The sequence below is a fragment of the Kutzneria viridogrisea DSM 43870 genome, from assembly GCF_000525635.1.
Lineage (GTDB): Bacteria > Actinomycetota > Actinomycetes > Mycobacteriales > Pseudonocardiaceae > Kutzneria > Kutzneria viridogrisea.
Genome location: NZ_CP007155.1, coordinates 8275119 through 8299130 on the forward strand (window position 1 = coordinate 8275119; position 24012 = coordinate 8299130).

At 71.3% G+C, this 24012-nt stretch carries 24 protein-coding genes; 2 read left to right on the plus strand and 22 right to left on the minus strand.

Going from position 1 to position 24012, the window contains the following annotated elements; genetic code table 11:
- Positions 1-159 precede the first annotated feature (159 nt).
- From KALB_RS35885 to ftsY, 20 genes are all read right to left on the minus strand, one after another.
- The gene (locus tag KALB_RS35885) at positions 160-501 is read right to left on the minus strand and encodes a DUF2469 domain-containing protein (protein WP_025360504.1); all 342 of its coding nucleotides are present in this window, start codon (positions 499-501) and stop codon (positions 160-162) included.
- The gene (locus KALB_RS35890; RefSeq protein ID WP_236650095.1) at positions 498-1286 is read right to left on the minus strand and encodes a ribonuclease HII; all 789 of its coding nucleotides are present in this window, start codon (positions 1284-1286) and stop codon (positions 498-500) included. Before KALB_RS35890 ends, KALB_RS35885 begins: the two co-directional genes overlap by 4 nt.
- Before the next feature lie 17 nt (positions 1287-1303).
- Positions 1304-2269: a signal peptidase I gene (gene lepB, locus KALB_RS35895; protein ID WP_042221161.1), complete on the minus strand. Its 966-nt coding sequence runs from the start codon at positions 2267-2269 to the stop codon at positions 1304-1306.
- Between the two features lie 68 nt (positions 2270-2337).
- Positions 2338-3240, minus strand: a complete 903-nt coding sequence (gene lepB / locus KALB_RS35900) for a signal peptidase I (protein WP_025360507.1) — start codon at positions 3238-3240, stop codon at positions 2338-2340.
- Between the two features lie 30 nt (positions 3241-3270).
- On the minus strand, positions 3271-3630 hold the full coding sequence (rplS, locus tag KALB_RS35905) for a 50S ribosomal protein L19 (RefSeq protein ID WP_025360508.1): 360 nt from the start codon (positions 3628-3630) through the stop codon (positions 3271-3273).
- Between the two features lie 206 nt (positions 3631-3836).
- Positions 3837-4598, minus strand: coding sequence for a tRNA (guanosine(37)-N1)-methyltransferase TrmD (gene trmD / locus KALB_RS35910; RefSeq protein WP_025360509.1), 762 nt, complete (start codon positions 4596-4598; stop codon positions 3837-3839).
- A complete protein-coding gene (gene rimM / locus KALB_RS35915) occupies positions 4588-5130 on the minus strand; it encodes a ribosome maturation factor RimM (RefSeq protein ID WP_030109242.1) in 543 nt (180 codons plus the stop codon). The genes trmD and rimM overlap by 11 nt, the downstream gene beginning before the upstream one ends.
- Complete coding sequence (locus KALB_RS35920; RefSeq protein WP_025360511.1) at positions 5127-5366, minus strand: RNA-binding protein; 240 nt, start codon at positions 5364-5366, stop codon at positions 5127-5129. The genes rimM and KALB_RS35920 overlap by 4 nt, the downstream gene beginning before the upstream one ends.
- Complete coding sequence (rpsP, locus tag KALB_RS35925) at positions 5363-5830, minus strand: 30S ribosomal protein S16 (protein ID WP_025360512.1); 468 nt, start codon at positions 5828-5830, stop codon at positions 5363-5365. The genes KALB_RS35920 and rpsP overlap by 4 nt, the downstream gene beginning before the upstream one ends.
- A 554-nt stretch (positions 5831-6384) precedes the next feature.
- Positions 6385-7155 (minus strand): CPBP family intramembrane glutamic endopeptidase, encoded by a 771-nt coding sequence (locus KALB_RS35930; protein WP_025360513.1) that lies wholly within the window; start codon positions 7153-7155, stop codon positions 6385-6387.
- Between the two features lie 46 nt (positions 7156-7201).
- Positions 7202-7882, minus strand: a complete 681-nt coding sequence (locus KALB_RS35935) for a CPBP family intramembrane glutamic endopeptidase (RefSeq protein WP_025360514.1) — start codon at positions 7880-7882, stop codon at positions 7202-7204.
- Positions 7883-7902: 20 nt separating this feature from the next.
- Positions 7903-8976, minus strand: coding sequence for an amidohydrolase family protein (locus tag KALB_RS35940; RefSeq protein WP_025360515.1), 1074 nt, complete (start codon positions 8974-8976; stop codon positions 7903-7905).
- Positions 8973-10553 carry a signal recognition particle protein gene (gene ffh / locus KALB_RS35945; protein ID WP_025360516.1) on the minus strand — a complete coding sequence of 527 codons (1581 nt, stop codon included), beginning with the start codon at positions 10551-10553 and terminating at the stop codon, positions 8973-8975. The genes KALB_RS35940 and ffh overlap by 4 nt, the downstream gene beginning before the upstream one ends.
- 24 nt (positions 10554-10577) lie before the next feature.
- Positions 10578-11162: an AAA family ATPase gene (locus KALB_RS35950; protein ID WP_025360517.1), complete on the minus strand. Its 585-nt coding sequence runs from the start codon at positions 11160-11162 to the stop codon at positions 10578-10580.
- A 50-nt stretch (positions 11163-11212) separates the two neighbouring features.
- On the minus strand, positions 11213-13579 hold the full coding sequence (locus KALB_RS35955) for a [protein-PII] uridylyltransferase (protein ID WP_025360518.1): 2367 nt from the start codon (positions 13577-13579) through the stop codon (positions 11213-11215).
- A 10-nt stretch (positions 13580-13589) separates the two neighbouring features.
- On the minus strand, positions 13590-13928 hold the full coding sequence (locus KALB_RS35960; RefSeq protein ID WP_025360519.1) for a P-II family nitrogen regulator: 339 nt from the start codon (positions 13926-13928) through the stop codon (positions 13590-13592).
- Positions 13925-15217 carry an ammonium transporter gene (locus KALB_RS35965; RefSeq protein ID WP_042223010.1) on the minus strand — a complete coding sequence of 431 codons (1293 nt, stop codon included), beginning with the start codon at positions 15215-15217 and terminating at the stop codon, positions 13925-13927. The genes KALB_RS35960 and KALB_RS35965 overlap by 4 nt, the downstream gene beginning before the upstream one ends.
- Positions 15218-15552: 335 nt before the next feature.
- Positions 15553-17034, minus strand: coding sequence for a sodium:solute symporter family protein (locus tag KALB_RS35970; protein ID WP_025360521.1), 1482 nt, complete (start codon positions 17032-17034; stop codon positions 15553-15555).
- Entirely contained in the window at positions 17031-17228 is a 198-nt protein-coding gene (locus tag KALB_RS35975) for a DUF3311 domain-containing protein (protein WP_025360522.1), read from the minus strand. Before KALB_RS35975 ends, KALB_RS35970 begins: the two co-directional genes overlap by 4 nt.
- A gap of 141 nt (positions 17229-17369) precedes the next feature.
- Positions 17370-18749, minus strand: coding sequence for a signal recognition particle-docking protein FtsY (gene ftsY / locus KALB_RS35980; protein WP_025360523.1), 1380 nt, complete (start codon positions 18747-18749; stop codon positions 17370-17372).
- 133 nt (positions 18750-18882) lie between these two features.
- Between ftsY and KALB_RS35985 the strand changes: the two genes are divergently transcribed.
- Together KALB_RS35985 and KALB_RS35990 are read left to right on the plus strand one after the other, a co-directional pair.
- Positions 18883-20058, plus strand: coding sequence for an anhydro-N-acetylmuramic acid kinase (locus KALB_RS35985; protein ID WP_025360524.1), 1176 nt, complete (start codon positions 18883-18885; stop codon positions 20056-20058).
- 2 nt (positions 20059-20060) lie between these two features.
- Entirely contained in the window at positions 20061-21560 is a 1500-nt protein-coding gene (locus KALB_RS35990; RefSeq protein ID WP_025360525.1) for a sodium:solute symporter, read from the plus strand.
- 13 nt (positions 21561-21573) lie between these two features.
- Here the strand turns inward: KALB_RS35990 and KALB_RS35995 are convergent, their stop codons facing one another.
- Positions 21574-22728, minus strand: coding sequence for an MFS transporter (locus tag KALB_RS35995; RefSeq protein WP_025360526.1), 1155 nt, complete (start codon positions 22726-22728; stop codon positions 21574-21576).
- Between the two features lie 10 nt (positions 22729-22738).
- Positions 22739-23845, minus strand: a complete 1107-nt coding sequence (locus KALB_RS36000; RefSeq protein ID WP_025360527.1) for a GGDEF domain-containing protein — start codon at positions 23843-23845, stop codon at positions 22739-22741.
- Between the last annotated feature and the right edge of the window lie 167 nt (positions 23846-24012).

A 24012-nucleotide genomic window follows, 5' to 3' on the forward strand; every position in this document is an offset into this window, starting at 1 on the left:
GACAAGTGGTGGGGCTGTGGACAAGTCGGGCTTGGCGGGCTCGTGCGAGGCCCGGTTGTCGGTGGGCGGTGCTAGCTTGTCCGGCCGCCGTTCGTGGCCCGGGAACGACTCAGGCCCGGCGGAGCTCCGCCGGGCCTGCACTCGTGCACGAGCCTCCGCTCAGGTCGCCGGGCCACCGCCCGCGCCGAACGGACCGTCCTCGGGCAGCCGCAGGTCGGGCTTGTCCAGCTCCTCCACGTTGACGTCCTTGAACGTGATCACCCTGACGTTCTTGACGAACCGCGCGGGGCGGTACATGTCCCACACCCAGGCGTCGGACATGCGCACCTCGAAGTAGACCTCGCCCTCGGCGTTGCGCACCTGCACGTCGACCGCGTTGGCCAGGTAGAACCGGCGCTCGGTCTCGACCACGAAGGAGAACTGGCCGACGATGTCGCGGTACTCCTTGTAGAGCTGCAGCTCCATCTCGGTCTCGTACTTCTCGAGATCTTCCGCGCTCATCGGATCCGCGTCCCTCCCCGTCGTGTGCCCACTGCCCCCACCTCGGGGGATGCCCCATTCTGGACTACCGCCGCGGGGGCACTGGCACGAGCCACCCCCCTGCGGCCAACCGGCCTCGGCGGCACCATGCCGTGCAGCCTCGCCGCGGCCACCACGTTGCTGTAGGACCAGCGGTGGTCGGCGCTCGGACCGTGCTCGCGCAGCGCCGCCGTGTGGTCGGCCGTGGAGTAGCCCTTGTGCACGTCGAAGCCGTAACAAGGCAGGTCGGCGTGCAGTTGTTTCATGATCCGGTCCCTGGTGACCTTGGCCAGCACGGAGGCCGCGGCCACGCAGGCCACGGCCTGGTCGCCCTTGATCACGGGCACGCTCGGCGCGGTCAGCCCGGGTACCGGGAAGCCGTCGACCAGCACGTAGCCGGGATTGCTCGCGAGCAGGGCGACCGCGCGGCGCATGCCCTCGATGTTGGCCACGTGCACGCCGATCTCGTCGACCTCGGCGGCGGGCACGACGACCACGGCGTGGTCCTGCGCGCGGGCGAGTAACAGCTCGTACATGCGCTCCCTGGCCGCCTCGGTGAGCAGCTTGGAGTCGGTCAGCCCGTCGAACCGGCGGGCGTCGCCGGGCCGCAGCACGCAGGAGGCCACCACCAGGGGCCCGGCGCAGGCCCCGCGCCCGGCCTCGTCGACCCCGGCGACCGGGCCGAGCCCGCGCCGGTCCAGCGCGGACTGCAGCGCCCAGTTGCCGCTACTGCCCCGGATCACCGCCCTCGGCGGGCGCAATGCCACCGCGGTCCCTGACCTGCTCAGGGCTTCTCCCCGGTCGTGAACGCGTTGCGGATCCCCCTGCGCACCCGTCGGCCGATCCACAGCACGGGGAAGGCCGCGACGATCCCGCCGCCAAGCGGCAGCCCGGCCTGCCAGGCGGGTGCGCCCAGCGCGGCGGCCTGGGCCTGCGGGTCCTCGGTGCGGACCAGGCCCCAGCGGGTGGGCGGCAGCACGATGAACCGCGCCTTGCCGATCACGTTGTTCACCGGCACCGCGCCCGCGAGCAGATCGCCCTTGCCCTGCAGGCGAGAGTCGTCGGAGTTGTTGCGGTTGTCCCCCATCACCCAGAGCTTGCCGTCGGGCACCTTGACCGGTCCGAAGGGCATCTGCGTCGGGGGCATGTCCGGCCGCCAGAAGATGTACGGCTCGTTGAGTGGCTTGCCGTCCACCACGACCCGGTTGTTGTCGCAGCACTGCACGGTCTGCCCGCCGACGGCGACCACGCGCTTGATCAGGTCGTACTCGTCCGGGGCGGCGAGCCCGATCACCGAGAGGCCGTCCTGGATGGTGTGCAGGACCGGGTTGTCCGAGCGCGCCACCTGGAACTCGCTGCGGTCCCAGTTGTCGGGGGCCTTGAAGACGATGACGTCGCCGGGCGCGGGCTTGGTGAAGTTGTAGCTGAGCTTGTCCACCAGCACGCGGTCGTCGGTGCACCCGTCGCAGCCGATGAGCGTCTGCTCCATCGACTCCGAGGGAATGACGTACACGCGCGCGAGGAACGTCTGGATGAGGAAGGTCAGCACCAGCGCGGTCACGATGAGAATCGGAAGTTCCTTCCAGAACGACCGTTTCTTCTCCGGCTTGCGCCGCCTGCTCGTGTGCGCGGTCTTGGCCTCGTCCAGGGGTCGGGTGCCCGAACCACCCTGCTCAGCACCGGAACTGGGCGTTGGCTCCTCAGGATCGGGGCTGTTCGAGGGTGTCTGCGAAGGCACGACGTCAGTCACGGCGCCAGATTACGCTAGCAAGCTCAGGGGTGACGCACAGCAATCCGCACAGTCCCCTGCACGGGTAGTCAGGGCCGCTGTTGACGCTGGTCCAACAGGGCGGAACGGGTCCGCCGGACCGCCCAGACCACGGGCACCGCCAGCGCCACGCCGCCGGTCAGCGGCAGGCCCTGCTGCCAGGCCGGGGCGCCCATGGCGACCACCTGCGGGTCCTGGGCGTGCACGACGCCCCAGCGGCTGGGCGGCAGCACGATCACCCGGGCCTTGCCGATCACGTCGTCCACGCCGATGGTGCCGTTGACCCCGCCACCGCCCTGGAAGCGCGAGTCCTCGGAGTTGTTGCGGCTGTCGCCCATCACCCACAGGCGCCCCTCGGGCACCTTCACCGGGGCGAAGGAGCGCTGCTGCTCGCCGCGACCGGGGAACCAGTAGATGTACGGCTCGGTGAGCGGCTTGCCGTCCACCACGACCCGGTTGTTGTCGCAGCACTGCACGGTCTGCCCGCCGACGGCGATGACCCGCTTGACGAAGTCGCGCTCGTCCGGCGGGGCGAGGCCGAACATGGAGGCCACGCTCTGCACGGCGTTGACCACCGGGTTGTCCGAGCGCTGCGAGCTGAAGTCGTTGTGCGTCCAGGCGGGCGGGCCGCGGAAGACCACGACGTCGCCGGGCGCCGGGTTGGTGAAGCGGTAGGTCAGCTTGTCGACCAGGATCCGGTCGTTCTGGCAGCCGTCACAGCCGTGCAGGGTCTGCTCCATCGATCCCGAGGGGATGACGTACACCCTGGCCAGGAAGGACTGGATCAGAACGGTGAGGACGAGGGCCGTGACGACCAGCACGACGAGCTCGCGGAAGAAGGAGCCCTTGGGCTTCTTCCGATGCGCATGTCGGCCCTTCTTGGCGCCCTTGGGCACCTCGAAGGGCCGACGTGTCTGCTCGTCCTGGTTGTCCCCGGACTCCTGGGAGGTCACGGGGCAGGACCGCGATCTGGGGAAAGTGCGTCAGGCCGGGGTGACGGCGTCGCGCTTCTCCTTGATCTTGGCGGCCTTGCCGCGCAGGTCGCGCAGGTAGTACAGCTTGGCGCGGCGCACGTCACCGCGGGTCACGCGCTCGATCTTGGCGATGTTCGGCGTGTGCACCGGGAAGGTGCGCTCCACGCCGACGCCGAAGGAGACCTTGCGCACGGTGAAGGTCTCGCGCACGCCGCCGCCGTGGCGACGGATCACGACGCCCTGGAACACCTGGACCCGCTCGCGGGAGCCCTCGATGACGCGGACGTGGACCTTCAGGGTGTCGCCCGGACGGAAGTCCGGGATGTCGGAACGCAGCGACTGGGCGTCCAGAGCGTCCAGGGTGTTCATCGGTGGTCCGTCCTCGTCCTTCGAGTGTCTTCGGTACTTCCCCGCGGCTACCCTCTCCACCGCGCAGTGGGGTGCGAGGGCGAAGCCGTCCTGGGGTTTGCCAGACCTCCACGGGTGACGGTCCGGCGCGCGTCGACCACTGTGGCCGACTGCAGCAACCTGTCCAGTGTGCCAGACGGGCCGTTGCCGACCCAAATCGGGTGTGCTCAGGACTGGTCCGCGCGCAGTGCCTCGAGCACCGCGCGGTCCCGCTTGTCGAACTGTTCGGCGGGCAGCGCCGCGAGCAGGTCGGGACGCCGCGCGAAGGTGCGCTCCAGCGCCTGGTCACGGCGCCAGCGCGCGATCGCGGCGTGGTTGCCCGAGCGCAGCACGTCCGGCACGGCCAGTCCGCGCCACAGCTCCGGCCGGGTGTAGCTGGGGCCTTCCAGCAGGCCGTCGGAGAACGAGTCCTGCTCGGCGGAGGCCGGGTTGCCCAGCACGCCGGGCAGCAGCCGGGCCACGGCCTCGACCACGACCAGCACGGCGACCTCGCCGCCAACCAGCACGTAGTCCCCGATGGACACCTCGTCGACCACCATGCGGGTCGCGGCGTCGTCCACCACGCGCTGGTCGATGCCCTCGTACCGCCCGCAGGCGAAGGCCAGCCACGGCTCGGCGGCCAGTTCCCTGGCCACGGCCTGCGTGAACGGCCGCCCGGCCGGGGTGGGCACCACCAGCCTGGGCAGCCTGCCCTCGGCGTCGGGCGCGCACACGGCGTCCAGGGCCTCGCCCCAGACCTGCGGCTTCATCACCATGCCGGGGCCGCCGCCGTACGGGCTGTCGTCCACGGCGCGGTGCACGTCGTGCGCGAACTCACGCAGGTCGTGCACGTCCACGCTGATCAGGCCCTTGTCCACGGCCTTGCCCAGCAGCGCGGCGCGCAGCGGCTCCAGGTACTCCGGGAAGATGGTCAGGACGTCAATCCGCATGGGCCTCGTCCAGCAGACCCTCCGGCGGGTCGATCACGACCCGGCCGCCCGCCACGTCCACCGTCGGCACGATCTCGCGCACGAAGGGCACCAGCAGCTCGCCGCCGCCCTCGCGGCGCACCGCCAGCAGCTCGCCACCGGGCCCGTGCAGGACCTCGATGACCTCGCCGACCCGGTCCCCGTCGGCGGTGAGCACCGCGAGCCCTTCGAGCTCGTGGTCGTAGAACTCGTCCGGGTCCTCCGTCGGCGCCAACTCGGCGGCGTCGACCAGCAGCAGCAGGCCACGCTGGGCCTCCGCGGCGTCCCTGCCGACCACCCCGTCGAAGACCACCAGCAGCCGCCCGGCGTGCGGCCGGGCGGCTGCGATGGTGACGGTGCCGGTCACGCCCTCGCGCGACCTGGTCAGCAGGACGGCGCCCGGTGCGAACCGCTCCTCGGGGGAGTCGGTCCGCACGTCCACGACGAGTTCGCCGCGGATGCCGTGCGGCTTGACCACACGTCCGACCACGCGGACGTCAGGACCGGGTGTCAACGGTCGGTGTCCACCACGTCGACCCGCACGCCGCGACCGCCGATTCCGGCCATCACGGTGCGCAGCGCGGTCGCGGTGCGGCCACCACGTCCGATCACCTTGCCCAGGTCGTCGGGGTGGACGTGCACCTCGAGGGTGCGTCCCCGGCGAGTGGTGACGAGGGTGACACGGACGTCGTCCGGGTGGTCGACGATGCCGCGGACGAGGTGCTCAAGTGCGTCCGCAAGCAGGCTCACGCCGACTCGCCCTCAGCCTTCTCCTCGGCCTTGGCCTCGTCCTTGGCCGGAGCCTCGTCCTTGGCGTCGGCCTTCTTGGCGGACTTCTTCTTCGGGGTGGTGGCGTCCACGGTGGGCTCCTCGCCCGCCGCGGCCAGCGCCGCGTTGAACAGAGCCTGCTTGTCGGGCTTGGGCTCGCGGTGCTTCAGCGTGCCCTCGGCGCCCGGCAGGCCCTTGAACTTCTGCCAGTCACCGGTGATCTCCAGCAGGCGCTGCACCGGCTCGGTCGGCTGCGCGCCGACACCCAGCCAGTACTGGGCGCGCTCGGTGTCGACCTCGATGAAGCTGGGCTCCTCGAGCGGGTGGTACTTGCCGATCGTCTCGATCGCCTTGCCACTGCGACGGACGCGCGAGTCGGCGACGATGATCCGGTACTGCGGCTGGCGGATCTTGCCGAGACGCTGCAGCTTGATCTTGACGGCCACTGGTCGTGGTACTCCTCAGGCTCTCGTGCTCCGGGTGAGCTGGCCGAACCCGAGTGGGGACACACCGGGCCGAAGCTCTGGTTTCAGGACGCCACGGCACAGCGAGAGGGACCGGCAATGGCGGACAGCCGACAATTGTGCCAGACGCGCCCCACCCACGGCCAATCACCCACCCCGCCCCCGCGTCTTCGCGCCGGTCTCTGGACCGCCGGCCCGAGATGATCACATCTGTCCAGTGATCATCTCGGGACAAGGGAAGAGACCGGACCTTAAGCGAAGACGCCGCGCTCCGGAGGAGCGCCAAGAGCGAAGCGGGCACAGCCGTCCCCAGCCGACGCCCAAACCCGCTCGCGTCGCCCGCATCAGTCCAGCGGGCGACGCGAGCACCCCGCCAACACACCACACCGCAAGCGCCGACACACCGAACCCGAACGTCCAACACGCGGCGCACGAAGCGCCGACACGCAGCCCCGGAACGTCCGACACGCGCAGCCAACCCGGGACTCGCGCTCCCCAGAGCGGGACTCACGCCCCTGTGAACGGGACTCGTCCGTTCAGGTCCAGATGCCCAGCGACATGAGGAGGATTCCCACGCCGGGCACGAAGTTGTTGATCTGGTGGGCGATGATGCTGGCGGGCAGCCTGCCGGTGACCAGCCGGGCCCAGCCGATCGGTATGGCGATGACCAGCAGCAACAGGGTGCGCTGGGGCTCCAGGTGGCCCACGGCGAAGATCGCGGTGCTGAGCACGAGCGCGGCCCAGCGGCTCCAGCGCAGCCGCTCGATGGCGCCCCACAGCAGGCCGCGGTAGAGCAGTTCCTCACAGACCGGGCCGAGCAGCCAGGTGTAGAGGAACATCACCACGGCCACCGACACGGGCAGCCGCTGGGCGCCGACCACCGAGCTCAGCGCCGAGGAGGCGTTGTCCTGGCCGACCAGCTTGGCCCAGATGACCACGGCCACGCAGGTCACGGCGAGCCCGGCGAACCCCAGCTTGAAACCGACCCGCACGTCCTGCCAGCTCCAGCGCAGGCCCAGGTCGAGCACCGGCCCGTTGCCGCGCAGCACGGTGGCGAGCACGGCGACGCCGGTGGCCAGCAGCACGGGCAGCACGGTGGCCAGGACGACGACCAGTTGCGGGATGGGTTCGGTGGCGGCGATGGGGCCCGCGGCAGCGGAGATGAACACCGCGGTGAGCACCAGTACGACCTGGGCGAGCACGAAGGCGCCGAACCCCCAGCGGTGGGTCCGCACGGCGGGCGCCTGGCTCGACAGGTCGACGACCTCCTCCTGGCTGGGTGTGCCAGGTGGGTCGGGCGGGTTCACAGGCGCCTCCGCGTGTCGGTAGACCTCACGACTGTAGTGGGCTGGCTCAGGCGACGAGCAGCAAAGCGAGCGCTGGCAGCAAGTTGTTGGCGGCGTGCGCGACGATGCTGGCGCCGATGCCACCGGTGAGCAGCCTGGCCGCCCCGATGGCCAGCCCCTGGGCGAACAGCGAGAGCAGGCGGGGAGGGTCCAGGTGCAGGAAGGCGAACACCAGCGCGGTGAACACGAGCACGATCCCGCGCGGTACACCGTAGCCCTCCAGCGCACCCCACAGTGCCCCGCGCACCAACAGCTCCTCGGTGATCGGGGCGCCCACGACGAGGAAGACCCCGTAGGACAGGGTCCACGCGGACAAGCCCCCCGTGGGCACCTGCGGCGGCACGGGGTGCAGCACGTGGGTCACCGCAAGGGAGAGCACCACGCCGACCACCACCGACACGGCGCCGCAGACCACGCCGACGCCCACGCCCCTGGCGGTGGGCAACAGGCCGAAGTCGGCGCGCAGCCCGCGGCCGCGCAGCAGCGAGCCGATCACCGGCGCGGCACCGAGCAGCAGGTTGGCCGACAGCGGGAGCAGCAGCAGCGGGCCGGAGTGCGTGTCGCCAGCGGGCACCAGCGCGGCGATCACCAGCGAGACGAGGTAGTAGCTGCCGAAGCCCACCAGGAAGACCGGCAGTCCCCACCGCGGGTCGGGACGCGTGGGCGTGACCAGCTGTTCACCGTCCACTGGTCGCTCCCTCCACGTCCTCAGCCGACCACCCGGCCCCTCAGCATGATCATCGACGGACCCCGCAGCACGTCAAGATCCTTCCGTGGGTCGGCCTGGAAGACCAGCAGGTCAGCGGGTGATCCTTCGCCGAGTCCGGACCAGCCCAGCCACTCGCGGGCGGCCCAGCTGCCCGCGCCCAGCGCCTGCTCACGGGTCATGCCCGCCTCGTGCAGGGCGATGATCTCGTCGATCAGCCTGCCATGCCGGATGCCGCCGCCCGCGTCGGTGCCCGCGTAGACCGGGATGCCCGCCTCGATGGCCATGCCCACGGTCTGCCGCACGCGGGCGTGCAGCTCGCGCATGTGCGTGGCGTAGCGCGGGAACTTGCTCGCCGAGTCCGCGATGGACGGGAAGTTCTCGATGTTGATCAGCGTGGGCACCAGCGCGGTGCCCCGGCGGGCCATCTCGGCGATGGTGTCCTCGGTCAGCCCGGTGCCGTGCTCGATGCAGTCGATGCCCGCTCCCAGCAGGCCGGGCAGCGCCTCCTCGCTGAACACGTGCGCGGTGACCTTGGCCCCCGCCTCGTGCGCCACCCGGATCGCCTCGACCAGCACCTCGTCCGGCCACAGCGGGGACAGGTCCCCGGTCTCCCTGTCGATCCAGTCCCCGACCAGCTTGACCCAGCCGTCCCCGTAGGCGGCCTGCTCGGCGACCATCGCGGGCAGCTGGGCCGGGTCCGCCACGTCCACGCCGAGCCCGCGGATGTACCGCTTGGGCCGCACCAGGTGACGGCCCGCGCGCACGATCCTGGGCAGGTCGAGGCGTTCCTGCAGCGGCCGGGTGTCGATCGGCGAGCCGCAGTCGCGGATCAGCAGCGTGCCCGCGTCCCGGTCGGTGATCGCCTGCTCCACGGCCACGTCCAGCTCGACGGGGCCCTCCGGGCCGATGCCCACGTGGCAGTGCGCGTCGACCAGCCCGGGCACCAGGTAGCCGCCGTCCACGACGGTCCGCGCCCCGGGCACCGGCACCTCGCGGATGCGCCCATTGACCACCCACAGGTCGCGCTGCACGCCCTCGGGCAGGACGACGCCGCGCAGGTGCAGGCCGGTCACTTCTTCTTCTTGTTCTTGTCGTTCTTGCCGAAGTTCAGCTTCGACGGGTCGAAGCCGGGCGGCAGCTGGTCCAGGCCGGCCAGTCCGGGCGGCAGCTCACCGAGGCCGCCAGGCAGGTGCGAGATGTCGGGCATGCCACCGGGCATGCCGCCCAGGCCGCCGGGCAGCCCGGGGAAGCCCCCGCGCATCTTCGGCGGGGTCGGGCCGCGTCCGCCCTTGCCCTTCTTGCCCTTCTTGCCCTTGCGGCTGCCGCCACCGCCCATGCCGGGCAGGCCGAAGCGACCGGCCATCTGCTTCATCATCTTGCGGGCGTCGAAGAACTTGGTGACCAGGTCGTTGACCTCGCTGACGGCCACACCCGAGCCGTTGGCGATGCGCAGCCGCCGCGAGCCGTTGATGATCTTCGGGTCGGCCCGCTCCGCCGGGGTCATGCCCCGGATGATGGCCTGCAGCCGGTCCAGGCGCTTCTCGTCGAAGTTGGCCAGCTGGTCCTTCATCTGGCCCGCGCCGGGCAGCATGCCGATCAGGTTCGCGATCGGGCCCATCTTGCGCACCGCGAGCATCTGCTCCAGGAAGTCCTCGAGCGTCAGCTCCCCGGTGCCCAGCTTGGCCGCGGTCTGCTGGGCCTTCTCCTGGTCGAAGTGCTGCTCGGCCTGCTCGATCAGGGTGAGCAGGTCACCCATGCCCAGGATGCGGCTGGCCATCCGGTCGGGGTGGAAGACGTCGAAGTCCTCCAGCTTCTCCCCGTTGGAGGCGAACAGGATGGGCTGGCCGGTGACCTCGCGCACGCTCAGCGCGGCACCACCGCGGGCGTCGCCGTCGAGCTTGGTCAGCACCACACCGGTGAAGCCAACGCCGTCGCGGAAGGCCTCGGCGGTGGTCACCGCGTCCTGACCGATCATGGCGTCGACCACGAACAGGACCTCGTCGGGCCGCACGGCGTCGCGGATGTCCGCGGCCTGCCGCATCAGCTCCTCGTCGATGCCCAGGCGGCCCGCGGTGTCCACCACGACCACGTCGTGCTGGGCCCGCTTGGCCTCCTCGATGGCGGCCTTGGCCACGGCCACCGGGTCGCCGACCCCGTTGCCGGGCTCGGGCGCGAACACCGGCACGGACACCCGCTCGCCGACCACCTGCAGCTGGGTCACCGCGTTGGGGCGCTGCAGGTCGCAGGCCACCAGCATGGGCGTGTGGCCCTGCTTCTTGAGCCAGCCGGACAGCTTGCCCGCGAGAGTGGTCTTACCGGCACCCTGCAGGCCGGCGAGCATGATCACCGTGGGCGGGGTCTTGGCCAGGTTGAGCCGTCGCGTCTCGCCGCCGAGGATGCCGATGAGCTCCTCGTTGACGATCTTGACGACCTGCTGGGCAGGGTTCAGCGCCCCGGAGACCTCGGCCCCCTTGGCGCGCTCCTTGATGCCCGCGATGAAGGTGCGCACCACGGGCAGGGCGACGTCGGCTTCCAGCAGGGCGATGCGGATCTCGCGGCAGGTCGAGTCGATGTCCGTGTCGGACAGCCGGCCCTTGCCGCGCAGATTGGCCAGTACCGACGAGAGCCGGTCGGAAAGGGTGTCGAACACGGTGCCGCCAGACCTCGCAACTAGTCAGTGGGTTACCCACGAGGGTAGCTGTGCTGGCACGGCCACGTCTGCGGGTGGTGCCAAGTGCAGCCGGTCGGCGCCCTGCCGGGACAGCAGGCGGGCGCTGCGCCAACCCCTGGGCACCCGGTCGGCCAGCAGGGCGGCGCGCACCCGTTGGGCCCTGCGCACGTGGCGGGCGAAGGAGCGCGGGCGGACCGTGCGGCCGCGCTGGTGCTGACCGGCCAGCGCCTGCTCGGGGCTGACGTCCAGCCAGAGCATGCGCACCGGCCGCCCGGTCAGGAGGCCGACGAGGGCCAGCAGCGCCCGGGTCGTGGCACGGGTGGAGGGCTCGTGCACCACGACCGGGCCACGGATCAGGACCGCGTGGCGCAGGATCCTGGCGCGGTGCCACGCGTGCACCAGGGGCCGGTACCAGCGGTACGGGGTGCGCGCGGGCAGCAGGGCACCCAGCCGGTGCCGGACCTGATCGGAGTCCAGCACCGGCACGGGATCGACGTGGACGCGGCGCAACAGGGTGGTCTTGCCCGCGCCGGGCAGGCCGCACACCACGAGCAGATCGCGGTGGCCGAGCCGGATCGTGGTGGTCATGCGGGGTCAACGAGCAACCCACCGGTAAACGTTCCTTTAACCGGAACTTCTCAGGTTCCGCGGGCGGCGGCCAGCACGGCGCGTTCGATCAACCGCCTGCGGCCCAGGTCGAAGGTGTCGCCCTCGGTGGTGGACAGGCAGAACGAGTCGACCACCGTGCTGCCCAGCGTGGCTACCTTGGCCCAGCGCACGTCCAGCCCGCTGCCCTCCAGCGCGGCGGCGACCCGGTGCAGCAGCCCGATCCGGTCCGCGGCACGCAACTCCAGCACGACCGCGCCGGAGGCCTCGTCGTCGAACCACAGCACGCGCGGCGGCGGCGCGTCGGTGGGCGGTCCGCCGTAGTCCCGCTCCTTGGCGGTCAGCTTCTCGCCCAGGGCGAGCCCGCCGTCGATGGCGCGGGTCAGCTGCTCGCGGATGAGCCCGGCGTCGGGCAGCGAACCGAACCGCGGCGACACGCTGAACACGTCGACCGCCACCTCGGAGTGGCTGCGCAGCGCGGCGGAGTGCACCTCCAGCGAGTTCAGCGCGAGCACGCCCGCCGCGCGGGAGAGCAGACCGGGCCGGTCGGGGGCGATCACCGTGACGGTGGCGCTCTGCCCCTCCTCGGTGATCAGCACGTCGGGACGGCCCGAGTTCGCCACGGCGTGCGCACGGGACTGCTGCTCCACGTCCAGCGGCTCGGGACGCGGCGGCGGCTCCCCCGCCATCGCCTTGCGGCAGCGGCGGACCAGGTCGGCGATCAGCCCGGCCTTCCAGTCCGTCCACACCCCGGGGCCGGTGGCCAGCGAGTCGGCCTCCGCCAGGGCGTGCAGCAGTTCCAGCAGCACCGGGTCGCCGCCGAGCGTCTCCACGACCCGGCCCACGGTGGCCGGGTCCTCCACGTCGCGACGGGTCGCGGTGTGCGGCAACAACAAGTGGTGCCGCACGGCCGCGGTGAGCAGCTCGACGTCGTTGGGCCACAGGCCGATGCGCTCGCCGATCTGGGTGGCCAGCGCGGCCCCGACCTCGGAGTGGTCGGCGTCCCGGCCCTTGCCGATGTCGTGCAGCAAAGCCGCCAGCAGCAACAGGTCCGGCCGCGACACGGTGGTGGTCAACCGTGCCGCCTGCGCGGTGGCCTGCACCAGGTGCCGGTCCACCGTCCAGGTGTGCGCGAGGTCGCGCGGGGGCAGGTCGCGCACGGCGCCCCACTCCGGGAAGAGCCTGCCCCACAACCCGGTGCGGTCCAACGCTTCCACGACGTCGACCAGACCAGGCCCGGTGCCGAGCATGCCGAGCAGTTCCTCGCGGGCCTGTCTCGGCCACGGCTTGCGCAGTTCCGGTGCGGCGTCGGCGAGCCGGGTCAGCGTGCCCGCGGCGATGGGGCTGTTCGTGCGGGCCGCGGCGCCCGCGACACGCAGCAGCAGACCCGGGTCCCGGCTGGGGATCGCCTCCCGCGCGAGGGCGACCTCGTTGCCGTGCAACACAACCCCGTCGTCCAGCGGGCGGCGGGCCGGTCCCCTGCGCAGCGCGGCACGGCCGAAGGAGGTCAGCCCGCGCCGCGGTGCCGCGGCCCGCGCCGAGCGCAGCGCCACGTCCACGGCGTACACCACGGTGCGGCCCGCCGAGGACAGCGCCCTGGCCAGGCCGAACCGGTCGCCCATCGCCAGCGCGGTGGCCACCTCGTCGCCCTCCTGGGCCTGCAACACGTCCCGGCCGCGACCACTGGCCCTGCGCAGTTCGGTGCGCACGTCCAGCAGCAGGGCGTGCGCCTCGGCCACGTCCCCGCCCGGACGGTCGATCACCTGCGCGACCGCCAGCGCGTCGAGCAGTTGCAGGTCGCGCAGGCCGCCACGGCCGTGCTTGAGGTCGGGCTCCACCCGGTGGGCCACCTCGCCCGACATCATCCACCGGCGCTTGGCCGAGTCGGTGAGCTCCTCAAGGCGGTCCCGGATGCCCGAGCGCCACGCCTGTCGCGCCGAGCTGATCAGCCGCTCGGCGACCTCCGGGTCACCGGCGAGCTGCCTGGCCTCCAGCAGTCCCAGTGCCACCCGCAGGTCGCTGCCCGCCACCCGCAGGGCCTCACCCACCGTGCGCACCGAGTGGTCCAGCCCGATTCCGGAGTTCCACAGCGGGTACCAGAGCCGTTCGGCGACGGCGTCGATGTCCTTGCGCCCGTTGTGCACCAGGACCAGGTCCAGGTCCGAGGCGGGCACGAGTTCGCGGCGGCCCAGCGCGCCGACCGCCAGCAGTGCGACCCCGCTGCCCGGCCCGCCGACCCCCGAGTTGCCCGCGTGCGCGGCGAGCCAGAACTCGTGCAGGTCCACCAGGGCCTCACGCAGTGCTTCCGCCGGCAGCCTGCGGTGACCCGGTGCGGGCTTGAGCAACAAGTCCCTGGCCCGCACCAGGTCGTCCGCAGTGACGGCCCCCAGATCCGTCATCGCGACTCCTCTACAGCGCGTCGTTGCCGCGTTCCCCGGTGCGGACCCGCACCACGGTGTCCACCGGGGTGACCCAGACCTTGCCGTCGCCGATCTTGCCGGTGCGGGCCGCCTCGAGCACCGCGTCGAGCACCTTGTCCGCGGTCTCGTCGTCGGTCACCACCTCGACCCGCAGCTTGGGCACGAAGTCCACCGCGTACTCGGCGCCCCGGTAGACCTCGGTGTGGCCCTTCTGCCTGCCGAAGCCCTGCACCTCGCTGACGGTCATGCCGAGCACGCCCAGCCGTTCCAGTGCGGCCTTCACGTCGTCCAGCACGAACGGCTTGATGATCGCTGTCACCAGCTTCATGGCTTGCTTCCCTCCAGCACCGTCTGCGCGCCCGCGTTGACGCCGGTCAGTTTGCCCGTGCCGCGGGCACCTCCGCCGAAGCCGCCGAACTCGTAGGCGGTCTCGGCGTGCTCGCTCTCGTCGATACCGGTGACCTCGGCCTCGGTGTCCACCCGGAAGCCGATCGTCTTCTTGATGATCCAGCCCAGCACGAAGCTCACCACGAAGGAGTAGGCCAGCACGGAGAACGCGCCGATGGCCTGCCTGCCCAACTGGGTGAGACCGCCGCCGTAGAACAGGCCGTCGGCGCCCGCGGAGTTGACCGAGGTGGTGCCGAACAAGCCGATCAGCAGGGTGCCCACGATGCCGCCGACCAGGTGCACGCCCACCACGTCGAGCGAGTCGTCGAAGCCGAACCGGAACTTCAGGCCCACCGCCAGCGCGCACAGCACACCGGCGATCAGGCCGATGGCCGCGCCGCCCAGCGGGCTGACGAAGGCGCAGGCCGGGGTGATCGCGACCAGACCGGCCACGGCACCGGAGGCCGCGCCCAGCGTGGTCGGCTTGCCGTCACGGACCTGCTCGGTGACCAGCCAGCCCAGCACGGCCGCCGCGGTGGCCACGGTGGTCGTGGTGAAGGCGACCGCCGCCGTGTCGTTGGCGGCCAGCGCCGAGCCCGCGTTGAACCCGTACCAGCCGAACCACAGCAGGCTCGCGCCCAGCAGCACGAAGGGCACGTTGTGCGGGCGCATCGGCTCCTTGGGCCAGCCCTTGCGGCGGCCCAGCACCAGGGCCAGCGCGAGCCCCGCGGCGCCGGCGTTGATGTGCACCGCCGTGCCACCCGCGAAGTCCAGTGCCTTGACCTTGTTGGCCAACCACCCGCCCAGGGTCGAGCCGTCCGCGGCGTCGAAGGCGAACACCCAGTGCGCGACCGGGAAGTACACGATGCTCACCCAGACGACCAGGAACGTGACCCAGCCCCAGAACTTGGTGCGGTCCGCGATCGCGCCGGAGATCAGCGCCGGGGTGATGACGGCGAACATCAGCTGGAACATGGCGAAGGCCAGGACCGGGATCTGGTGGTCCTTGGGGCCGGTCAACTGGGCGATGGTCCCGGCGAAGCCCGCGCTGTCGAAGTTGCCGAACAACCCGGCGAAGGCGTCGTTGCCGAACGCGATGCTGTAGCCGTACAGCAGCCACAGCACCGTGACGACGCCCAGCGCGATGAAGTTCATCATGAGCATGTTGAGCACGCTCTTGGCGCGGACCATGCCGCCGTAGAAGAAGGCGAGTCCCGGTGTCATCAACATGACCAGGGCGGCGCTGACCAGCACCCAGGCCGTGTCTCCTGTGTTCACATCGTCCTCCCGTGCGGGTACGGCGTTGCAGGGAAGAGTGGCCACCCGCTGTTTCACCGGCCCGCGTGCGAGGTTTCGCCCGCGTGAACTGTGCCGCCCCGAGTGTTACGAGCGAGTTTCCCGCCCGCCAGTCGAACTGGGCCGCTCACCCAGCGTCGCCGACCAACTCGCCCGAGCGAGTGCACACCCCCGCGAATCCCGTTCACAGGCGCGCCAGTCCCGCTCTGGCGGGAACGAGGTGCGGCGGCCGAGCGGGACTCGCGGGCACCAGGACGGGACTCGCGGGGTCAGCGGGCGGCGACCGGTTCGGGGGGCAGGCCGCGGACGGCTTCCTTGCGGCGGGTGGCCAGGGTCACCGCGCCCAGCACGAGCAGGTTCACCAGCAGCGCGACCACGCCCACGTTGAGGTCCTTGACGGGCTGGGGCAGGCCGGGGGCCAAGCCGCCCACGGTGACCCCGGTGAGGGTCAGCACGGCGACGACGGCGACCCCGGCGAGGATGCCGCAGGCGGCGCCGGAGGTGGTGACGAGTCGGCGCTTGGCGAGGCTGAGCAGCAGCGCGGGGAACAACTGGGTCACCAGCGAGTAGCCCATCAGCAGCAGGGACACGATCGTGTCGCCGCCGTTGAACGTGAAGTACAGGGCGATCAGGGCGACGACCGGCACGAGCGCCTTGGCCAGCAGCCCGGTCCGGGCCTCGCTGGTGGCCGGGCGCACCACCCGGTACAGGTTCTTGGCGAGCATCGTGGCGGAGCTCATCAGGATCAGCGAGCCGGGCACCAGCGCGGTGAGCACCCCGGCACCGCCGACCACGCCGACGAACCACGGGTCGAAGGTCTTGGTGGTGATGCGCAGCAGGGACAGGTCCCCGTCGCTGCCCTTGAGCCCGGGCACGACGAGCACGGCGGTGAAGCCGACGAAGAACACGAAGAGCAGGATCAACTGGTACAGCGGCAGCACGATCGCGTTGCGGCGGAAGACCCGCTCGTCGCGGGCGGTGTAGGTGGCCGTGAAGGAGTGCGGCCACATGTAGAAGCCCATCGCCGACAGCAGCACGGTGGAGACGAACCAGGTCGGGCTCATGCCGCTGTCGGGCAGCGTGAGGAAACCGGGCTTGGCGGCCTCGACCGCGCGGAACATCGGTGCGATGCCGCCGAAGTAGTGCCAGGGCAGGTAGATGCCCAGTGCCAGCACGACAACCAGGATCAGCCCGTCCTTGAGCACCGAGGTCCAGGCCGAACCGTGCACCCCGGAGACCGTCACGTACACGGCGAGCACGAGCGTGCCGAGGATGATCGCCCACGCGTACGGGATGGCCTGCCCGGACACCTCGGACACGATGATGCCCAGGCCCTTGAGCTGGAGCACCAGGTACGGCACCAGCGCCGCGACCCCGACCAGCGCGACCAGTGCGCCCAGCAGCGGGCTGTCGAACTTGGCGGCGAAGAAGTCGGACTGGGAGTGCAGCCCGCGGCGTTTGGCGAAGCGCCAGATCGCGGGCAGCAGCCAGTACGAGGCGGTGAAGGCGATCGAGCCGTAGCAGAGGATGTAGAAGGCGGGGCCGCCCTTGCCGTAGGCCCAGCCGGATCCGCCCAGGAAGGTGAACGTCGTGTAGATCTCGCCCGCCATGAGCAGGAACACGAATGCGCTGCCGAATCCGCGCCCGGCGACGGTCCACTGTTCCAGGTCCATGTCCCGGCCCCGCCTGGCGCGGATACCGAGCACCAGGGCGATCAGCACGAAGCCGAGGATGACCAGTAGCGCGGTCACTGGTTCTCCTCGCGGTTGGCCGGATCGGACCAGTAGGTCACCGCCATCACCACCGTGGTGAGCACCACCCAGGTGACCAGCCAGAACAGGATGAACGGCAGGCCGAGCACCTCCGGCTCGGACCGGTTGGCGAAGAAGATCCCGCCGAGCATTCCCACCGCGGGAATGGCCCCGGCCAGGTAGCGCAGTCTCATCCGCCCGCCTCTCGCACAACCCCCGAAATTCCACATCGTGGAATCCGGATACCGAGTTCTGCGAAAGTCAACGGCCCTGGCTGATACGTGTCAAGACCTGTCACACCACCAGTGCCCGCTGTTCACCATCGGGAAACCGGCTCAGCCCAGCAGCGCGTCCACGAAGGCGCCGGGCTCGAAGGGCGCCAGGTCGTCGGCGCCCTCGCCAAGGCCAACCAGCTTGACCGGCACGCCCAGTTCGCGCTGCACCTGGAAGACGATGCCGCCCTTGGCCGTGCCGTCCAGCTTGGTGAGCACGATGCCGGTCACGTCCACCACCTCGCCGAACACCCTGGCCTGGGTCAGCCCGTTCTGGCCGGTGGTGGCGTCGAGCACCAGCAGCACCTCGTCCACCTCGGCCTGCTTCTCCACCACCCGCTTGACCTTGCCCAGCTCGTCCATCAGGCCGGTCTTGGTGTGCAGCCGCCCCGCGGTGTCCACCAGCACGGCGTCCACCTTGGCCTCCACACCCCGCTTGACGGCGTCGAACGCGACCGCGGCCGGGTCGGCGCCCTCCTTGCCACGCACGACCTCGGCGCCGACCCGCTCAGCCCAGGTGGCCAACTGGTCGGCCGCGGCGGCGCGGAACGTGTCGGCGGCACCCAGCAGCACGGTGCGCCCGTCGGCCACCAGCACGCGGGCCAGCTTGCCGGTGGTGGTGGTCTTGCCGGTGCCGTTCACGCCGACCACCAGCAGCACGGCCGGGTTGCCGTTGTTGGGCAGGGCCCGCACCGACCGGGTCATCTCCGGGTGCAGGGACTCGATCAGCACCTCGCGCAGCAGGGCGCGGACCTCGGCGGCGCTGCGCACACCGCGGGAGACCAGCCGCTCGCGCAGCTTGTCCACGATCTCGGTGGTGGTGGCCGCGCCGATGTCGGCCATCAGCAGCGTGTCCTCGATGTCGGTCCAGGAGTCCTCGTCCAGGTTGCCCGCGCCGAGCAGCCCGAGCAGGCCCTTGCCCAGGGTGGACTGCGAGCGGGACAGCTTGCCGCGCAGCCGCTCCAGGCGCCCCTCGGTGGGCTCGATCTCCGGCTCGACGGGCTGGGCCGGGACCGGGGTGGTCGGCGGCTCCACCGGCACCGGCTGGGCGGGCACGGGGGTCGTCGGCGGCTCCACCGGCTGCGCGGGCACCGGGGTGGTCGGCGGCTCGACCCGCTCGGGCAGGTCGACGTCCACGATCGTGCGCCGCTCGGAGTCGCGCGGCACCGAGGCGTCGTCACCGACCCCGGGCTGGCCGTCGACCTCGGTGCGCTCGGCCACCGGGTGCTCGACCGGCGGTGGCGCCACGGCCGTGCCGCCCCCCGCGGCCAGGTCGAAGCCCTTGGCGGCCTGGTAGCCGCCGTCCTTGGGCCGCTGCTGCTCCTCGCGCTCGGTCAGGCTGATCCGCCGCTTGCGGGCGAGCACCAGCCCGACCACCAGCGCGACGGCCAACACGAGGAGGACGGCGACGCCGATCCAGATCAAGGCAGTGGACTCAAGCACCCGGTCATCCTCGCATCTGGCCACCCGGGGCTCACGCCGAGCACCGTCGACAACAAACGCGAAAGTCGGCGATTCGGTAAAAGTTCCACATCACATCTTGCGGCAGCCCTGCCAGTGGCATAGACCACATGCCGTGACACGCGTACTGGGTCTGATCTCCGGCACCTCGATGGACGGCATCGACGTGGCCGCCGCCGACCTGCGGGTGAGCGGGGACGACGCGGTGGAACTGGTCCCGCTGGGCTCCACCGAGCTGCCGCTGCCGCAGGGGCTGCGCGACCGCCTGCTGGCGGCGCTGCCACCGAGGCAGTGCACGGCCGCCGAGCTGTGCGAGCTGGACACCGGGGTCGGCCAGGCGTTCGCCGAGGCGGCCGTGCACGGCATCGCCCAGCTGGCCGGTGGCCGCGCCGACCTGATCTGCTCGCTCGGTCAGACGATCTACCACTGGGTGGAGGCGGGCCGCTGCCTTGGCACGCTGCAACTGGGCCAGCCCGCCTGGATCGCCGAGGCCACCGGCCGACCCGTGGTCGCCGACCTACGCGCCCGCGACGTGGCCGCTGGCGGGCACGGAGCACCGCTGGTCGGCGCCCTGGACGCGATGTGGCTCAGCGAGCAGGCCCACCGCGACGGGCACCCGTGGATCGCGCTCAACCTCGGCGGCATCGCCAACATCACGGTGGTGGCGCCCGGTTGCCCGCCGCTGGCCTACGACACCGGCCCGGCCAACGCCCTGCTGGACCTGGCCGCCCGCCGGGTCGGGCTGCACCGCGACGACAACGGCGAGCTGGCCGTCACCGGCACGATCGACATCGCCCTGCTGGACCGGCTGCTGGCCGATCCGTACTACGCGGCGCCACCGCCCAAGTCCACCGGCAAGGAGCACTTCCACGGCGACTACCTGGCCGGTACCGAGTCGGTGTCCGTGCCGGACCTGCTCGCCACGCTGGTGGAGCTGACCGCGATCACCGTGGCGCAGGCCTGCCGCGCGCACGGGGCGCACCGCGTGGTCGCCTCCGGCGGCGGGGTGCGCAACCCGGTGCTGATGGCCGCGCTGAGCCGTCACCTGGCGCCCGCCGAACTGACCACCAGCGACAAGCTCGGGCTGCCCTCGGACGGCAAGGAGGCCTACCTCAGCGCACTACTGGGTTTCCTGACCTGGTGCGGGATCCCTGCCAACGCGCCGAGCGCCACCGGGGCCAGTGGCCCCCGGCTGCTTGGCAGCATCACCCCCGGCCTGTTGTCGCTGCGGCTCCCGCCGCCGCGCACCCGGCCGGTCACCCGCCTGCGTGTTCTCGGTCAAGGGAGGTAGCCGTGCACCCGGCTGACATCGCCATCATCGTGCTGTACCTGCTCGCGATGCCCGTCATCGGCCTGCTGCTGCGCGGCAAGCAGCGCACCGGCGCCGACTTCTTCGTCGGCGGCCGCAGCCTGCCCTGGTGGGCGGTGTGCCTGTCCGTGGTGGCCACCGAGACCTCCACGCTGACCGTGATCAGCACGCCGGGTCTGGTGTGGGGCAGCGGCTTCACGTACCTCCAGCTTGCGCTGGGCTACATCATCGGCCGCATCGTGGTGTCGCTGGTACTGCTGCCCCGGTACTTCAAGGGCAACTTCGTCACCGCCTACACCTTCCTGGGCAACAGGTTCGGCACCGCCTCGCAGGGCGTGGCCTCGCTGGCCTTCGTGGTCACCCGGTTGCTCGCCGAGGGCGTGCGGCTGTTCGCGGGCGCGATCCCGATCCAGGCGATCCTGTCCTCCTACGGCCTGCACACCGAGTACTGGCACATCGTGCTCGGGCTGACCGTGCTCACCGTGATCTACACCTACGTCGGCGGGGTGCGCTCGGTGGTGTGGGTGGACGTGGTGCAGCTCGCGCTCTACCTCGGCGGCGCGATCGTGGCCGTGTTCGTGCTCAACAGCATGCTGCCCGAGGGCTGGATGTCCACCGCGGCCGCCGGTGGCCGGTACCAGTTCTTCGACTTCGCCTCCAACATCGTCACCAGCCAGTACGCCTTCGTCACCGCGATCGTCGGCGGCGCGGTGTTCGCCATGGCCTCACACGGCTCGGACCAGGTGATCGTGCAGCGGGTGCTGGCCACGAAGTCCTTGCGGGACGGGCAGAAGGCGTTGATCGGCAGCGGAATCCTCGTGTTCGTCCAATTTGGACTGTTCCTGCTCGTCGGCTCCGGGCTGTGGGTGCTCTACCACGGCGCCGCCCCGAAGTCCCTGGGCCTGACCAACACCGACGGGTTCTTCGCCAAGTTCGTCGTGGAGGACCTGCCCGTTGGCGTGGCCGGTCTGCTCATCGCGGGCATCCTCGCCTCCACCATGGGCGCGCTGGCCTCCGCGCTCAACGCGCTGTCCACCTCCACCGTCACCGACCTGTACCGGATGTTCCGGCTCAAGCCGCTGGACGAGGGCGCCGCGCTGCGGTCGGGCCGGCTCTGGACCCTGGTGTGGGCCGCCGTGTTCGTGGTGTTCGCCTCGATGTTCTCCAGCACCACCGGGCCCGTGATCGAACTCGGGCTCGGCATCACGGGCTACACCTACGGCGCGCTGCTCGGCGCCTTCGCGCTGGGCCTGCTCGTGCGCAGGGCGAGCCAGGCCGACGCGGTGATCGCCTTCCTGGTGACGGTCGCCGTCATGGCGGTGGTCGTGTCGCTGAAGTTCACCGTGGGCGGCAAGCAGGTCGGTCTGGCGTTCCCCTGGTTCACCCTGCTCGGCGTGCTGATCACCCTGGTGGTCGGCGGCCTGCTCTCACTGCGCCACCGGACCCCGGCCGAGCCGGTGCTCGCCGAGGTGTCGCGTGCCTGAGACACCTGACGTCTCATACGGCACGCGACACGGGCACCCGGCCCCGGCTCGCCAGCCAGCCGAGCAGCACGGCGGCGCCCTGCACAGCGGCGACCAGGCCGATCACGGCTGAGGGCCCGCACACCGGCAGCAGCAGGCCGCCCGCCGCGGCGCCGAGCGCGGAGAAGCCGATCTTGAGGCTGGCGCCGGTGGTGCCGACCTGGCTGAGCAGGTGCTCGGGGGTGTACCGCTGGCGGGCGCCGAGCAGGGCGGGCAGTTCGGGGCCCAGGGTGAAGCCGGCGACCAGGGCGAGCACCAGCAGCACGGGCAGCGAACCGGCCAGGGCCCATCCGGTGAGGGCGAGCCCGTACAGGCCCGTGCACACGAGCACGGTCTGCCAGTGCGACTGGAGGCGGATCAGCGCCAGGTTGGTGGCCATGCAGCCGATCTCGAAGGCGGCGAGCACGAAGCCGGAGGCCGTGCCGCCCGCGCCGAGTTCGGCGGTGCGGACCGGCAGGGCCACGAGCAGCATGCCCACCGCGCCGAAGGACAGGGTGCTGGTCAGGGTGACGGCGCGCAGCCGCGGGGTGGCGACCATGTGCCGCAGCCCGGCCCGCACGTCCAGCCGGCCGACGGCCCCGCGGGCGGGCACCGACGGCACGGCGGCCAGCGCGAGCAGGCTCAGCGCCGCGGACACGGCGATGCCCAGCACGGCGGCGGCCGGGGAGAGGACCAGCGCGAGGGCGCTGGCCAGCGCCGGGCCGCCGAGCGCGGCCACGCTGAAGCTGATCGACTCGGTGGAGTTGGCCCGCGCCAACCGGTCCGGGGCGACCAGCAGGGTCATCAGCCCGGTGAAGCCACCGCTGGTCAGCGGCACGGTCACGCCCGCGACGGCGGCCACCAGCGGGGCGAGCCAGCCGGGTGCGGTGCCGACCACGGCGAGCAGGCCGAGCATGGTCGCGCCCAGCGCCACCTGGTTGCTGGCCAGCGCGGCCCTGCGGTGCCGGGACCGGTCCAGCCAGGCGCCCAGCAGCGGCCCGCTGGCCACCGAGGGGAACGCGTAGGCGGCCAGCGTGATCCCGGCCAGGGTCGGGTCCCCCGTCCTGGTCAGCACGAACAGCACGACCGCCGTGGCCACCATCTCGTCGCCGAGTCTGGCCAGGGTCGCTGCGAGGAAGTAGGCGCGCACGGTCCCCCTGTCAGGCCGCGAGGCTCACGACCTTGTTCCGCCCGGTGTTCTTCGCCTTGTACAGCGCGGTGTCGGCGGTCAGCAACAGCTTTTCCAGATCCCCGCCGCCGTGTGGGTACACCGCGACCCCGATCGATGCGGAGAGCGATTCGATGGTGGCGCGGCCGAGCTCGGTCGGTGCTTCGACGGACAGGGTGGTGACCCGGTGCCGAATCCGTTCCGCGGTGGCCACCACGTCGGTTTCGCTGATTCCGGGAAGCAGCACGGAGAACTCCTCACCGCCGAATCGGCCCACCGAGTCGTAATCGCGCACCTCGGCGCGGATCGCCGTGGCCACCGCGATCAGCACGGCGTCGCCCGCGAGGTGCCCGTAGGTGTCGTTGACCCGCTTGAAATGGTCCAGGTCCACCATCAGCAGGCCGAAGGCGGAGTTGTCACGGCGGGCACGTCCCAATTCGGCGGCTGCCATGTTGTGCCAGGCCGCCGCGTTGAGCAGACCGGTCTTCTGGTCGGTCGCGGCGGCCAGTTCCAGGCCCCTGGCCAACACGGCCCGGTGCATCGCGAACAGCGGCATGAACACGAAGGCGACCAGGCACGGCTGGAACACGTAGGCCGCGGCCACCAGCCCGCCCAGGCACAGCGTGGCCAGTTCCAGGCCGTAGTCCCCGTCGACCGCGAACAGGACCGAGGCCGTGGACCGGCCGGTCACCGCCCAACTGCCCAGCAGCGCCAGACCTGCGTTGACCAGCGCGAAGGCCAGCGCGGCACCGGCGAGGGCAGCACCGTTGCCCGACCGCTCGGCCCAGTCGTGGCTCAACCGCCCCGCGCCCGTGGCGCTCAGCACGGCCGAGGCCGCGTAGCAGGACAGCACGATCATCGAGGCGCTGAACACGACGCGGTGCAGCGGCCGGTGCGCCATGCCCGACCAGATTCGCAGCCACAAATGCGTGTAAACGGTGACGGCCAGCGCCGCCGCCAACCAGGCGGGCAACAACAGGGCGCCCGCGAACGTCCACACCGAAGTGACGTTGACATGCGGCACATCGCCGATCCAGCGGCGGACCCGTTCCACTCTGCGGGACAACTCCGCCTGCACGAGGGCCAGTGTCAACAACACACCGAATGCGACCAGTTCGCTACCCGTGGCGACGGCATGGGCAAGAACAGGAACCGATAGGGCCACCGTCAGCGAGGTGACTCCGAAGAACGTGGCGACCACCGTCCTGGACGTGCCCCAGATGGCCCAACCATCCGTTCGTAGGGTTGACAAAATAGACTTCCCTG

Coding starts and splice junctions, on each gene's coding strand:
- rplS (WP_025360508.1), bottom strand. CDS start 3,630: ATGAACACCCTGGACGCTCTGGACGCCCAGTCGCTGCGTTCCGACATC.
- trmD (WP_025360509.1), bottom strand. CDS start 4,598: ATGCGGATTGACGTCCTGACCATCTTCCCGGAGTACCTGGAGCCGCTG.
- KALB_RS35950 (WP_025360517.1), bottom strand. CDS start 11,162: ATGACCACCACGATCCGGCTCGGCCACCGCGATCTGCTCGTGGTGTGC.
- KALB_RS35885 (WP_025360504.1), bottom strand. CDS start 501: ATGAGCGCGGAAGATCTCGAGAAGTACGAGACCGAGATGGAGCTGCAG.
- KALB_RS35965 (WP_042223010.1), bottom strand. CDS start 15,217: ATGTTGATGACACCGGGACTCGCCTTCTTCTACGGCGGCATGGTCCGC.
- KALB_RS35955 (WP_025360518.1), bottom strand. CDS start 13,579: ATGACGGATCTGGGGGCCGTCACTGCGGACGACCTGGTGCGGGCCAGG.
- KALB_RS35960 (WP_025360519.1), bottom strand. CDS start 13,928: ATGAAGCTGGTGACAGCGATCATCAAGCCGTTCGTGCTGGACGACGTG.
- KALB_RS35975 (WP_025360522.1), bottom strand. CDS start 17,228: ATGAGACTGCGCTACCTGGCCGGGGCCATTCCCGCGGTGGGAATGCTC.